10 protein-coding genes and 1 pseudogene are annotated in these 14048 nt (G+C 61.8%); 9 read left to right on the top strand and 2 right to left on the bottom strand.

Going from position 1 to position 14048, the window contains the following annotated elements:
* Nucleotides 1–36: 36 nt before the first annotated feature.
* The 8 genes from C1H69_RS16950 (at nucleotide 37) to C1H69_RS16915 (ending at nucleotide 10313) form a co-directional block, all read left to right on the top strand.
* Nucleotides 37–1047, top strand: coding sequence for a FecCD family ABC transporter permease (locus C1H69_RS16950; RefSeq protein WP_102654579.1), 1011 nt, complete (start codon nucleotides 37–39; stop codon nucleotides 1045–1047).
* Nucleotides 1044–2114, top strand: coding sequence for a FecCD family ABC transporter permease (locus C1H69_RS16945; RefSeq protein WP_102654560.1), 1071 nt, complete (start codon nucleotides 1044–1046; stop codon nucleotides 2112–2114). Before C1H69_RS16950 ends, C1H69_RS16945 begins: the two co-directional genes overlap by 4 nt.
* Before the next feature lie 182 nt (nucleotides 2115–2296).
* Nucleotides 2297–4396, top strand: a complete 2100-nt coding sequence (locus tag C1H69_RS16940) for a TonB-dependent receptor (protein ID WP_205738525.1) — start codon at nucleotides 2297–2299, stop codon at nucleotides 4394–4396.
* A 60-nt stretch (nucleotides 4397–4456) separates the two neighbouring features.
* Nucleotides 4457–6667 (top strand): condensation domain-containing protein, encoded by a 2211-nt coding sequence (locus C1H69_RS16935; protein WP_205738524.1) that lies wholly within the window; start codon nucleotides 4457–4459, stop codon nucleotides 6665–6667.
* A gap of 50 nt (nucleotides 6668–6717) precedes the next feature.
* Nucleotides 6718–7557 carry an ABC transporter ATP-binding protein gene (locus C1H69_RS16930; RefSeq protein WP_240609978.1) on the top strand — a complete coding sequence of 280 codons (840 nt, stop codon included), beginning with the start codon at nucleotides 6718–6720 and terminating at the stop codon, nucleotides 7555–7557.
* 95 nt (nucleotides 7558–7652) lie between these two features.
* Nucleotides 7653–8135 (top strand): GFA family protein, encoded by a 483-nt coding sequence (locus C1H69_RS16925; protein ID WP_102654558.1) that lies wholly within the window; start codon nucleotides 7653–7655, stop codon nucleotides 8133–8135.
* A gap of 77 nt (nucleotides 8136–8212) precedes the next feature.
* Nucleotides 8213–8674, top strand: a complete 462-nt coding sequence (locus C1H69_RS16920; protein ID WP_102654557.1) for a methyltransferase family protein — start codon at nucleotides 8213–8215, stop codon at nucleotides 8672–8674.
* 292 nt (nucleotides 8675–8966) lie between these two features.
* Nucleotides 8967–10313, top strand: coding sequence for a cytochrome P450 (locus tag C1H69_RS16915; protein WP_102654556.1), 1347 nt, complete (start codon nucleotides 8967–8969; stop codon nucleotides 10311–10313).
* Nucleotides 10314–10370: 57 nt separating this feature from the next.
* Here C1H69_RS16915 and C1H69_RS23890 read toward each other — a convergent pair whose 3' ends face one another.
* Both C1H69_RS23890 and C1H69_RS24455 read right to left on the bottom strand, forming a co-directional pair.
* Nucleotides 10371–11057, bottom strand: coding sequence for a type 1 glutamine amidotransferase domain-containing protein (locus tag C1H69_RS23890; protein WP_205738529.1), 687 nt, complete (start codon nucleotides 11055–11057; stop codon nucleotides 10371–10373).
* Between the two features lie 63 nt (nucleotides 11058–11120).
* Nucleotides 11121–11501: pseudogene (locus C1H69_RS24455) on the bottom strand (DCC1-like thiol-disulfide oxidoreductase family protein); the annotation flags it as partial.
* Between the two features lie 316 nt (nucleotides 11502–11817).
* On the opposite strand from C1H69_RS24455, the gene C1H69_RS16905 reads away from it, so the two are divergent.
* Entirely contained in the window at nucleotides 11818–14031 is a 2214-nt protein-coding gene (locus C1H69_RS16905) for an OsmC domain/YcaO domain-containing protein (protein ID WP_102654554.1), read from the top strand.
* The last annotated feature ends 17 nt before the right edge of the window (nucleotides 14032–14048 follow it).

Below are 14048 nucleotides of genomic sequence, written 5' to 3'. Positions count from 1 at the left end.
GAAGCTGGCTTGTCCACGCTGGGTCATATCAGAGGCATGCGGAATCGAAAGCAGAAATGGCGACTCCAGGGGCTGGTATTGGGGACGCTGCTATTGATCGCGCTATGTGTGGCCAGCACGTTCGTGGGCACCCGACCGATCCCGGCGGTGGTAACGCTGGAGGCCCTGCTAAGGTTCGACCCCACCAGCACCGAGCACCTGCTGGTGTATCACCTGCGGGTGCCGCGAGCGCTATTGGCGGTCCTGGTCGGCGCGGCATTGGGTGTTGCCGGGGTGATGATGCAGGCGCTGACCCGGAATCCGCTCGCCGATCCCGGCATTCTGGGCGTCAATGCCGGTGCTACGCTGGCCATCGTTTCGGCCATCGCCTTCCTGGGTATCAGCAGCGTTACCGCCTACATGTGGTTCGGGTTGCTGGGGGCAGCCATCGCCGGGGCTGCCGTGTATTCGTTGGGTGGAATTCGTCGGGGCATGAACCCGGTGCGTGTGGTGCTGGCCGGTTCGGCGTTGACCGTCGTGCTCCTGGCGTTGACCCAGATCATCACCGTCAACAGCGACGAGCAGGTATTCGACCAGTACCGCCACTGGTTCGTCGGCTCGCTGCAGGGGCGCGGCCATGAGGTGCTGCTGCCGGTATCGTTGCTCATCGCGGTGGGGCTCGTGGCTTCGTTTTGGGTAGCGAAGGCGCTGGATACCATGACGCTCGGCGGTGATTTGAGTCGTTCCCTGGGAACCAGTGCACGCTTCGTGTGGCTGAGCTCGGCGCTCATCATCGTGCTGCTGGGCGGCGGGGCCACGGCGGCCGCTGGCCCGATCAGTTTCGTCGGGCTCACCGCACCCCACGTGGCGCGTGCCATCGTGGGCACCGACCATCGCTGGGTACTGCCGTGCTCGATGCTGGTTTCCGCCATCCTGGTGGTGGGGGCGGACCTGCTGGGGCGCCTGGTGGCGCGTCCCGGGGAGGTGGGGGTCGGCATCATGGTGGCGCTGATCGGTGGGCCGTTCTTCGTGCTTCTCGTGCAGCGCTGGCGGATGACAAGGCTATGAACGCACCCGACTCCTCCCCAGTGCCAGTTCCCTTGGATATCCGCCGCGATGTGTGGCGCCTGGGAGGCCTGTCGTGGGTCGTGCCGCGCCGTGTCGCCCTGGTCAATGTTGCTCTGGGCCTGGTCGTATTCGGGCTTGCCGCCGTGGCCATGACGCTTGGCCAGCTCGACATCTCACTGGCGGACGTGCGCGATGCCCTGTTCGCTCTCGGCCAGGGCGGTGTGCGTGAGCGCATCATCTTCGACATTCGATTGCCCCGAACGCTGACGGCCCTGTTCGTCGGCGCCGCGCTGGGCGTTTCCGGCGCAGTGTTCCAGTCCATTTCGCGCAACGCGCTGGGTTCGCCGGACATCATCGGTTTCACCACGGGCGCAGCCACGGGCGCGCTCGCCCAGATCCTGATGTTCGGGCAGGGCGCACTCGAGGTCGCCCTGGCGGCGGTGGTCGGGGGCGTTCTCACGGCCGTACTCGTCTACGCGCTGGCGCGCCGTGGTGGCGTGGTCGGCAGCTACCGCCTGGTACTGACGGGCATCGGCGTGGGCGCGGTGCTGAGTGCCTTGAACGGCCTGATGCTGGTGAAGGGCGACCTGGACAATGCGGTCACGGCGAACCTCTGGCTCGCCGGCTCGCTGCATGCGCGAACCTGGGTTCATGCCATTCCGGTAGTGGCCGGGGTATTGCTGCTGATGCCGCTAGTGGTTCTGGGCAGTCGGGCCTTGAGCATGATCGAGATGGGTGACGACATGGCCAGCCAGCTCGGTATCCGGGTCGAACGCGTGCGCCTTTTCATGGTGTTTCTGGCGGTGCTGCTGGCAGCGCTGGCAACCGGGGCGGCTGGGCCGATCGCCTTCATTGCGCTGGCTGCCCCTCAACTGGTCAGGCGGTTGAGCCACGCCTCCGGAGTGCCGGTGGTCGGTGCCGCCTTGATGGGCAGTTGCCTGCTCCTGGCGACGGACGTGCTCATCCAGTCGCTGCCCCTGCAGATCAGCATTCCCATTGGTCGCATGACGGGCATTGTCGGCGGTATTTACCTCATCTGGCTGCTGACGCGTTCTCGAAGCATCTGACGTGACGATATATCGAGGTATTGGGGGGAAATGAGAAATAAGAGGGTGATTCGCCACGAGGCCGCAGAACGTCCGGGCGAACGTAGAGCAAATAGTGCGTAGGGCGGGCGAGGCGGAAAAAAGGGGGGTGTCAGCCGCTTGTCGCCTTGCTCGTTGGGATCTAAACACGGGAGATCAACCCAATGTGTAAGATGCATGAAGGGCATAGCCTCGATTCGAGGCGGCGACAAGTCTCTGGCATTCGCGTGTTGTGCTGCATAACGCTGCTGGCGATGTCGCCGAGTGGCGCCTGGGCGCAAGGCAATGCACCGGGAGAGGGGCGCGACGCCGCGGCCGCCGAGGCGATCTCGACGCTTCCCCAGGTGGTCGTGCTGGGCGAAAAAGTCGATCGTTCTCTGTTCGAAACGAGCTCGAGCGTAGCGGTCTACGACTGGCTTGCCATTGAATCGACGCCCAATGCGACCGACGTGAGGGACCTGCTCAGGTTGACGCCCAACGTGGTCGACACCGGCATCGGTAACGATCTGCCGTCCGTCCGTGGCATCGATGGTTCCGGCCCCGCCCAGGGAGCCAACGCCTTCCTCAACGGCACGCGGCCGCGACTGAACCTCTCCATCGACGGACGCTCGCTGACCTACAACGAGCAGGCCTTCGGGCCGCAGTCGCTATGGGATATGGAGCAGATCGAGGTGTTTCGCGGGCCACAAAGTCATATCCAGGGCAGGAACGCCATAGCCGGTGCGATAGTCATGACCTCCAAGGACCCGACTTTCCATTGGGAAGGTGCCGTCAAGGGAGGGATTGGGGAACAGGATACGTCGCAGACGGCCGCCATGCTTTCCGGCCCCATCGTCGAGGATCAGGTGGCGTTTCGCATCAGCGTCGACCAGCAGAGACGCGACAGTTTCGTCGATCTCATGTCCTATGATCCGGTGGGTGACCCGCGCGAGATCGAAACCACCACGGCCCGCGGCAAGCTGCTCATCGAGCCCGGCGATCTGCCGCAGCTCAGCACCCAGTTGGGCGTGAGCCACTATGCCAGCCGTGCACCGCAGAACGAAGCGCTCAGTCCACCGCCACCCTACGCCAGCCCGCGATTCGACCCACGACGGCCGGTCTTCGAGACCGAGCATACCAGCGGCATCTGGGACTTGGCGTGGGAGTTCAACGATAACCTCAGCTTCGAAAATACGTTGATCTATACCGATTTTTCCAACGACCGCCTGACGGCTCTGGAGCTGCCGTATGCCCGTATCGACGGCAGCGAATTCCAGACCGAACCGCTGATACGCTTCCGCGCACAGGACGGCAGGCTGCGTGGCATGACGGGGCTGCGCTATTTCCACGGTACACAGGACGAATTCGTCAATATCTTCGGTGGGAGCGAATTCGACGACAAGACCGAAACGTTCTCCTTCTTTGCCGAAGCCACCTACGAAGTGGTGCCCGACATCGACGTGACGCTGTCGGGGCGTTTCGAACGTGAGCATCGTGATCGCCAAGGAGGCAGCCAGACCGTCGAGATCGACTTCGACGAGACGTACACGGCCTTTCTGCCCAAGCTGGACGTGGCCTGGAAGCCCGAGGAGGGACAAACCTACGGCGCCATGGTGTCTCGCGGCTACAACGCCGGTGGCGCCGGCATGACGTTCATCGCACCCGTCATCAACTACACCTACGACCCGGAATACGTCTGGAGCTATGAGCTGTACAGTCGCAACCGTCTGGCAGACGACCGTCTCGAGCTGACCGCCAACCTGTTCTTCAACGACTACCAGGACATGCAACTTCCCTACTACCTGGGGCCGAATTCCACCATGATTCGCAATGCCGACAAGGCGCAGACCTACGGTGCCGAAGTCGGCGCACGCTGGATGCCAATGTCCGAGTTGGAGCTGTTCGGTTCGGCCGGCTTGCTCAAGACCGAGATCAGCCGTTTTGGCGATAGTGGCATAGAAGGCAACGAGCTGCCGCGAGCTCCCGCCTATACGGCAACGGCAGGAGCTGCCTATTACTTCGCCAGCAACGTCGATATCAGCGGCAACGTTCGCTATTCGGATGCCTACCACTCGCAGGTGGACAACGACCCGCGGGGCAGGATCCCCTCCTACTGGGTTGCCAACTTGCAGCTTGGCTATAACTTCAACGGCGGCCGCGCGACGCTCTTCGCGCAGAACCTGTTCGATTCCGACGATCGTTTAATGGTCATCGACAACGACGTGACCACGGCGATCGTACAGCAGCCGCGGGTGATCGGTGCCTCGCTCGAACTGACGTTTTGACGGTAGTGATCCAGCGCCGACCGGACCGGCGCTGGATCGAGGGTCCCAAGGAGAAGAAAAGTGACGGATAGCGTTCATACCCCCTCCGGCATGCCGGGCCAAGTGCGATCCGGCCAGATCATCGGCGAGCGCGAGGAGCGCATGTGGTTTCTGCAGCAGCAGTACCCGGAAATGGCTCATGCCCATGCCCTCGTCTATCGTCTGTTGGGACGGCACAGCGTGGAACGGCTGAGAGAGGGTCTGCAGGAAATACTGAAAGCACCGGAGTACCGCGTCCGTTATCGTTTTGGCGATGAGGGGGTGCTGCGCCGTCATGACGAGATGAAGGTCGCAACCCCCGTCCTGTGGCGTGTCCAATCGTCGCGGGAGGCCATGGAAGCGATACTGAACCTGCAGGAAACCTCCTGGGATCTGGCCGAAGAAGCGCCACTGCGCTGTTGCCTGTTGCTGACACCGGAAGCCACCATGCTCGGACTGGTCGCGCACCGTGTGCTGGAAGCAGCGGTCCCGACTGGTTGGTTCCAGCCTTTCGCCAATTTTTTGCAGGAGCTTGAGACGGCACCTGGCGGCTTCGACACGGGCTTGGTCGAGATGACTGACGAGGAGGCCGAGGCAGCACCGCGCCGGGACGCGGAAACTCATCATGGCACGGCGGCAGGCGACGGTGATATTCGAGACTTGCTGCTGGAGGCGTTTCGCCAAGCGCTCGGCGCCCCCGAGATGATGGCCGACGACGACTTCTTTGACTTCGGCGGCCATTCGTTGATCGCCACCCGTATCATCGGTCAGCTCCTGAACGTTCACGGTATCGAAGTGCATCTCAACGACCTGTTCAGTTACCCGACGGCGGCCGCTCTGGCGGAACATGCCCGACGCTTGCTCGGTAGCCGACAACACGAACCGAGTGCGCCGGCCGCACCGGATACACCAGTGCCGTTAGCGCTGGCACAGCGATCGCTGTGGAAGGTTTACGAGGCCTTCGGTTTCAACGAGATCTTCAATATTCCGTTTGCCCTACGATTTCTCGACCCGGTGAACGAGCCGGCCTTCAAGCGCGCCTTTCTTGACCTGTTGGAGCGTCACCCGGGGCTGCGTACCCTGTTCGTGCAGCGTGACGGGCAAGTGTGGCAGGAGGTGGTGCCCTGCAACGCGAGTTCGTTGTACAAATGGTTCTGGTTCTCTCACGAAACGCATCTGTCGGAGCTGGCCGTCGAAGCCTCGTACCGCTTCGACCTGGCCCGTGAGCTGCCTTTCCGAATCCGCTTCATGCACGATGAGTCTTCCGGACAGCAAGTTGTTTCGCTGCTGTTCCATCACATCGTACTGGATGAGTGGTCGGTCAACCTCATGATGGAAGAGCTGGAGCATGCCTACCGTGCACGGGTGGAGGGCAACGTACCGAGTTGGCAGCACCAGCCGCCTTCGTTCCAGGCCTTTGCGTTGAAGCAGCACGCCGCCGGGGTGAGCCAGGCGCATCTTGCCTACTGGACGGAAAATCTGCGCGATGCCCCACGGGGCAAGCCGCTACCAGCACCGGAGGCATCCAGTGTGCGCGAAGAGCCATCATCGAGTACCGGTGGCTGGGCGGAATATAAGCTGGCGCAAGATGTCTCGAGAGGGTTGTATGTATTGGCGAAGCGCAACGGTGCCTCGCTGTTCAATGTGGTTTACGCGGCGATTGCCGCTTCGATTCATTACTTGGGAGCGCTGGATGAACTGGTCATTGGCACGTCAGCTTCAGGCAGGAACGATGCCGATTTCTTCGACACCATCGGCTACTTCACTACGGTGGTGGCGCATCGAATCGCCTTTCCACCCAACCTCACCCTGGCGGGGCTGATCACCCAGGTGAAGGGAACCATCAACGAATCCATGCCCTACAGTGATATTCCCATCGACCTGGTCGAGGAAGCCCTGAACGGCGGGGCTGAGCAAGGCGGGGATCGCATGTTCGAAGTCTTCATCCAGTTGCATGCGAAAAACAAGCTTAACGGTGCCTTCCGGCTGCAGGGCGGTGAATGCATAGAATTCCGCCAGATCGACCCGGAAAAGAGTGAATCTCTGCTGGGGTTGCAGTTCGAAGTGCTTGAAGAAATGATCGAAGGCGACGAATCCGTGCGGATAATGATGAGTTATCGCGCCGATCATTACGGCCCCGAGCAGGTCGAGCGGATCAGGCTGACCGTTGGCGAGACGCTTGCCCGTTTTGCCCGAACGCCGGATGATGAAGTTCGGCTGGGCCGTCTCGAACCGCGGCTTGTCGTGTCATGAGCCGGGTGGAATTGCCTTGCCGTGAAGGCCGGTTGGAGAGGGGCGATGCAGTGCCGCCTCTCTCCGCGCACGACACGGCAGCTGCCGGCTCTTGCCGGCTTCGGGCCGAGCGACTGCGATTGGGGTACGATCGCGTTCTCGTCTGTCACGACCTCGATGTCAGCATTCCAGATGGATGCTTTACGGTCATCATCGGCCCCAACGGCTGCGGCAAGTCGACGTTGTTGCGTAGTCTGTGTCGACTGCTTCCTCCCCAGGCGGGGCGAGTATTGCTGGACGGCAAGGATATCCACCGATTGCCCACCCGCCAAGTGGCACGCCAGTTGGGGTTGCTGCCGCAAGGTGCCCAGGTTCCCTCGGGGATCACCGTGGTTGAACTCGTGGAGCGGGGACGCTACCCCCATCAGAGCCTGCTGCAGCAGTGGAGCAACGAAGACGAGTTTGCCGTACACGAAGCGATGCGCTCGACGGGCGTGCTCGAGCTGGCCGAACGACAGGTGGACCAGCTCTCCGGCGGCCAGCGCCAGCGGGTCTGGGTGGCCATGGTGCTCGCACAGCAGACGCCGATCCTGATGCTCGACGAGCCCACCACCTATCTGGACATTGCTCACCAAATTGAGCTTCTGGAATTGTTCCGGGAGCTTAACCGCCAGGCTGGTCATACCCTGATCGCGGTGCTGCATGATCTCAACCAAGCCTGCCGTTACGCCGATCACCTGATCGTGATAGCGGACGGCAGCATCGTTGCCGAGGGCAAGCCGTCGGAGCTGATGACGGTGGAACTCGTTGCCGAGGTATTCGGCCTTGCCTGCGTGATAATCGACGACCCCGTCAGCCATACTCCACTGATCGTTCCCCGCGATCGTCCGGCAACGGCACAGCCCAGGTGACGTGGGGTGATTTCCGCGAGGTGGCGGCAGCGTGGTGATGGCCTCGCTCTCATCCTCTACACTGGAAACAGCCATCATTTCCAGGAGGTGACACCATGTTTCTGCACGGTTCCTGCCACTGCGGCGCGGTGCGTTTCAACGTCGAGTCGCCGCATCCCTATCCCTACCAGCGCTGCTACTGCTCCATTTGCCGCAAGACGGCGGGTGGCGGAGGCTACGCCATCAACCTGAGTGGGCGTGCCGAAACGCTTCAGGTCGAGGGTGCCGAGCACAAGCGGGTCTACCACGCCATCATCGACGGCGAGCCGAGTTCGGGCGAGCGCCACTTCTGCCAGCACTGTGCCAGCGCACTGTGGGTTTTCGATCCTGGCTGGCCGGAGCTGGTCCATCCATTCGCTTCGGCCATCGATAGCGAACTGCCGATCCCGCCGGAACGGGTCCACCTGCTGCTGGCGAGCAAGGCCAACTGGGTGGAGGTTACCGCGCGGGAGAACGACAAGTGCTTCGACGACTACCCCGAAGAGAGCATCGCCGAGTGGCATCGACGGCTTGGTCTGGACGAGAGCGAGAAACGATGAGGACAACAGCTCCGCGAGCCCTTATGCTACGTGGCGGCCCACTTGTCTCTCATCACTATTAGGCTGCAACCGAAACCATGCGTGTACTTGAACTCAAGGTTCCACCTGTCGCTCTCTTGGCTATCTTCGCAATAGTCATCTATGGCGTTGCCAGGCTTACCCCAGGCGCTATATTGATCATCCCGGGGAAAGAGATCATTGGTGCGATTCTCGTTTTTTTCGGTGCTCTTGTCGTTTCGTTGGGGGTCTTGGCATTTCGCAGCCATAAAACCACAGTCAACCCGCTGACACCCGGCGAATCATCTGTCATTGTTCAGGATGGTATTTATCGGGTGACTCGAAACCCCATGTATTTGGGGTTTTTATTTCTTCTATCAGCTTGGGCGATTTTTCTTTCCAATGCCTTCGCGGCTCTTGCCTTGCCGCTTTTCGTTGCGTATATGAACCAATATCAAATAAAACCAGAGGAGAGGGTGCTTTTGGCCAAATTTGGGCCGGAATTCTCTACTTACATGTCAACCGTACGAAGATGGCTGTGAAGCCTTTAACTGTTCACTCGAGCCAATCATTTTTAATAGGCAAGGGTCATGCCAAGCGATTTGCACAGAGATTTGACGATACGAGCGGCGGTGGCCGCCGACGCCACGGCCATAACGGAGGCAGGATTCAAATTCAATCGATGGATCGATGTTGGATACTGGCAACGCCTGCTGTAGGTCGTCTCGTGTAAAGAATTGTGTGATACGTCGCAGTCTTGTGCGGCGCACTAGCTTTGCTCATCTCCCCAACTAGACTTGCCAGCAAGGGAGGCAATTCAAAAGGAGAGAGCAGATGGCTAGGGAATCGGTACAAGGCTCATTGCCGACTGCCACCCTCGGCGAGACGCTGGCCGTCATCAACGACGTCTTCGTTCCGAATATTGCCAAGGGTGTGATCATTCGTCGCCCCAGGGTGGTCGGCATGGCCGAGCGCATGGCGTTGGATGAACGCGCGGTGCGTCGTGTGCAGAAGCTGAACAAGAAGTACGGCAAGGGCCCATTGCTGCTGAAAGTGCCGGGCAAGTCCATGGCGCTCATTCTGGACCCGGATGATGCCAATCGGGTGCTGGATGAATCCCCGGAGCCGTTCGCCACGGCCGAGCAAGCCAAACGCAGCGCACTGGCCCACTTCGAACCCGACATGGCCCTGGTTTCCCACGGCCGCAAGCGCGCCGAGCGCCGCCGCTTCAATGAAGAGGTGTTGCAGAGCGAGTGCCCGGTACACGGCTTGTCCGAGCGATTCGTGCCGGTTGTGGAACAGGAGGCGGAAGCGTTGCTTGCCCGAGTTCGCTCGAACCAGGGCGAGTTGGGCTGGGACATGTTCATCGACACCTGGGATCGCATAGTACGCCGTGTCGTGCTGGGCGATTCGGCAAGTGATGACCAGGAGCTGACTGAAACCCTGGCGAAGCTTCGCGCCGCCGGGAACTGGGGCTTCCTGCATCCGCAGCGGACCAGGTTGAGGAAGCGATTTCTCGAGACCCTGCAGGGCTACATCGACAGGGCCGAGCCGGGCAGCCTTGCGGCGGAGGCCGCGCGTGTCCCAACCAATAGCGACACGAAGCCGTCGAACCAGATGCCTCAATGGCTGTTTGCCTTCGAGCCGGCCGGCATGGCGACCTTCAGCGCCTTGGCACTGCTCTCCGCCCATGCGGATCAGGCCGAGAGGGCTCGGGCCGAGATTGCCCGGCACGAAGGCGATCAGCGGCCGGACATGTCGTTCCTGAGGGCCTGCCTCCTCGAATCGCTGCGGCTGTGGCCGACCACGCCCCTGGTGCTTCGCCAGAGTACCGAACGGACGCATTGGCAGAACGGGGAAATGCCGGCGGATACCTCAATCCTCATCCTCGCCCCCTATTTCCATCGCGATGACCGGCACCTCGACGATGCCAACCGCTTCGACCCGGACCTGTGGCTGAAGCCTGAAGGAGCCGGGGAGTGGCCGCTGATTCCCTTCAGCGGCGGGCCCGGCATCTGCCCGGGGCGGCATTTGGTGCTACTCGTTACCAGCGCCATGCTGGCCTCCCTCATGAAGCGACATGAGTTCCGCCTGGACCCGCCCGATCGGCTGCTCGCGAGTCAGCCGATGCCGGCACTGCTGAGCAATTATCACCTGCGCTTCAAGGTGAGCCGGAATTGAGTCAGTGCTACCGGCTACGGGAGGCCGGTAGCCATGAGTTCGTGGGTTACTCGCGACTTACTTGCCAAGCGCCTCGAGTAGTAGCTTGGCTACCGGTTCTGAGGAGGGTGGATTCTGGCCGGTGATCAACTGGCCGTCTCGGCGGGTGTAGGGAGTGAAGTCGTCGGCCTTGGAGTAATGGGCTCCGCCGGCGATCAGGGCGTTCTCCACCAGGTGCGGTACGACCTCGGTAAGCCCCACGGCGGATTCCTCGCCGTTGGTGAAGCCGGTTACCTGACGGCCACGAATGATCGGCTCGCCCTCGGCATCGCGCGCATGGAGCAGAGCGATCGGGGCATGGCAAACAGCGGCTACCGGCTTTTGCTGGGCCCAGAAGGCTTCGATCAGGCGGATGGAGTCCGCGTCTTCCACCAGATCCCATAGCGGGCCATGGCCGCCGGGGTAAAAGATGGCGTCAAAATCGTCGGCCCTTACCTCACTCAGGCGGTGGGTGTTGGCCAACTGCTGCTGGGCCCTTGCGTCCTGCTGGAAGCGGCGTGTCGCTTCGGTTTGGCTTTCCTCGGCGTCGCTCTTGGGGTCTAGCGGCGGTTTGCCGCCCTTGGGCGAGGCCAGCACCACCTCGGCACCGGCGTCCAGGCAGGTGTAGTAGGGCGCCGCCAGTTCCTCCAGCCAGAAACCGGTGGGTTGGCCGGTATCGCCGAGGCGGTCGTGGGAAGTCAGGACCATCAGAATACGTGAATTCATGGAACTCTCCTGTTGATGTTGCCTGTGGCAGATACGCCCCTTCCCCAATACCCCCAACAGCCCGTTCCTGCACGCCTTCAGCATCGGGTAGAGCCTTGCGGTGCGCTCCTGGCTGGCAAACAGCCGATACATCAGTCGATTGAACACGCCGTTACGGGTGCCGAGCAGGGTGAGGCGGTGCAGGGCTTCGCTACCGTGGTACCAGCGCTCTCCGATCTGCAGGGCGAAGCCCTGATCCAGGTCGATGCCCAGATGGGTGAGCTCGCGGCGGGCTTCGCTGTCTTGGCGGGCATCGATCAGCTCGAGCTCGCCGACTTCCCGGCGAATGCGCTGCCAGCGCACGTAGCGGCGGCACATCGGGCATTCGCCGTCGTACACCAAGCGTAGGCGAGGCTGGGAGCCGCTGCCGTCCTTCGAGGCGGTGGCGCTATCGTTCTCTGTCATTTCGCTCTCTTTCAAATCCCTCCAGCGTCTCGACTCTGGCGACCTCCAGCCGGACATCGTGCATCCCTGGCCCTTTGGAAATTCCGCATACGCCAGCATGAAGGCTATCGGGCACGGTGGCTAGGCCGTCGGTGCGGAAAGAGGGGCGCCCACGCAGGGCGCCTCGTGCGGGGCGAGGGCCAAGCTGGCGTAGGCGCTGGTGCCTCGGGCTGGCCACTTCGCTTTCAGCCGCCGTTTGGCAGGTGATACCATCACGCCCCATACGGCAGCCTCACGCCCTCCGCCCTGGTTCGAGTTACAATCCCGGTACCTGTTAATGGAAATCAACGTCAATTTTCTGGAAAATCTCAGGCTTGAAGCCAAGTTTGACGATTTCACCGTCATCACCGACCAGCCCATTCGCTACAAGGGCGACGGCTCGGCGCCAAGTCCCTTCGACTATTTCCTGGCCTCTTCTGCACTCTGTGCGGCCTATTTCGTTCGGGTTTATTGTCTGGCGCGCGATATTCCTACCGAAAATATCCGCCTGTCGCAGAACAACATCGTCGATCCGGAGAATCGCTACAACCAGATCTTCAAGATCCAGGTCGAGCTGCCGGAGGACATTTCCGACAAGGACCGCCAGGGCATCCTGCGCGCCATCGACCGCTGCACGGTCAAGAAGGTGGTGCAGGCCGGCCCCGAGTTCCAGATCGAGACGGTGGAGAACCTCGACGAGGATGCCCAGGCCCTGCTGATGGGCAAGCCGGAGGGCGAGGGAGGCGAGAAGAACAGCACCTGGATCGAGGGCAAGGACCTGCCGCTGGAGCAGACCATCGCCAACATGAGCGGCATCCTGGCGGGGCTCGGCATGAAGATCGAGATCGCCTCCTGGCGCAACATCGTGCCGCATGTGTGGTCGTTGCACATCCGCGACGCCGCCTCGCCGATGTGTTTCACCAACGGCAAGGGCGCCACCAAGGAGAGCGCGCTGTGCTCGGCGCTGGGCGAGTTCATCGAGCGGCTGAGCTGCAACTTCTTCTACAACGATCAATTCTTCGGCGAAGAGATCGCGGGCAGCGCCTTCGTTCACTACCCCAACGAGGAGTGGTTCCAGCCGGGGCCGAACGACGAACTACCGGCGGGCATTCTGGATGACCACTGCCTGGCCATCTATGACCCGTATGACGAGCTGTGCGGCTCGCACCTGATCGACACCAACTCCGGCAACGTGGCGCGCGGTATCGTCGCCTTGCCGTTCGTGCGCCAATCGGACGGCGAGACGGTCTATTTTCCCTCCAACCTGATCGAGAACCTGTTCCTCAGCAACGGCATGAGCGCCGGCAATACCCTGCATGAGGCTCAGGTGCAGTGCCTGTCGGAGATCTTCGAGCGGGCGGTGAAGAAGCAGATCCTCGAGGAGGAGATCGCGCTGCCCGACGTGCCGATGGCGGTGCTGGAGCAATACCCCGATATCCTCGAGGGCATCCAGGCCCTGGAAAGGCAGGGCTTCCCGGTGCTGGTCAAGGACGCCTCCCTGGGCGGGCAGTTCCCGGTCATGTGCGTGACCCTGATGAACCCGCGCACGGGCGGTGTCTTCGCCTCCTTCGGGGCGCACCCCAGCTTCGAGGTGGCGCTGGAGCGCAGCCTCACCGAGCTGTTGCAGGGGCGCAGCTTCGAAGGCCTGAACGACTTCCCGCCGCCTACCTTCAATTCCCAGGCCGTCGCCGAGCCCAACAACTATGTCGAGCACTTCATCGACTCCTCGGGGCTGGTCTCCTGGCGTTTCTTCAGCGCCAAGGCGGATGTCGAGTTCGCCGAATGGGATTTCTCCGGGACCAATGCGGAGGAAGCGGCGACCCTGTTCGGTATTCTCGAGGAGATGGGGCTGGAGGCGTACATGGCCGTGCACGAAGACCTGGGCGCGCCGGTGTGTCGTATCCTGGTGCCGGGCTACTCCGAGGTCTACCCGGTCGATGACCTGATCTGGGATAACACCAACAAGGCGCTGGACTACCGGGAAGACATTCTCAACCTGCATGCCCTGAGTGACGATCGACTGGCCGATCTGTTGGAACGCCTGGAAGAAAGCCAGATCGACGACCACATGGACATCATCACCCTGATTGGCGTCGAGTTCGACGAGAACACCGTGTGGGGGCAGCTCACCGTACTCGAACTGAAGCTGCTGATCTATCTTGCCCTGCAGCGCCATGAAGAGGCCCTGGAGCGGGTCGAGATGTTCCTGCAGTACAACGACAACACCGTCGAGCGCGGGCTCTTCTACCAGGCGGTGAGGGCGGTGCTGGAGGTAGTGCCCGACGACGAGCTGGCGCTGGAGGACTACCTGCATAACTTCCGGCGCATGTTCGGCGGAGAGACCATGGCCGCGGTGGTCGGTTCGGTGCAGGGCGAGGTGCGCTTCCACGGCCTGACCCCGACCAACATGCGCCTGGAAGGCCTGGAGAAGCACCAGCGCCTGATCGAGAGCTACAAGAAGCTGCACGCGCACCGTGCCGCCAGGTCGGGAATGGCAGCCTCGACGGCGTAGCCCTCATTCGCCGGGAT

The sequence above is a fragment of the Billgrantia endophytica genome (assembly GCF_002879615.1).
In the GTDB taxonomy this organism is placed as follows: Bacteria; Pseudomonadota; Gammaproteobacteria; order Pseudomonadales; family Halomonadaceae; genus Halomonas; species Halomonas endophytica.
Note: the sequence above shows the minus strand (reverse complement) of the source record. Positions and strands in the feature narration are given on the sequence as shown.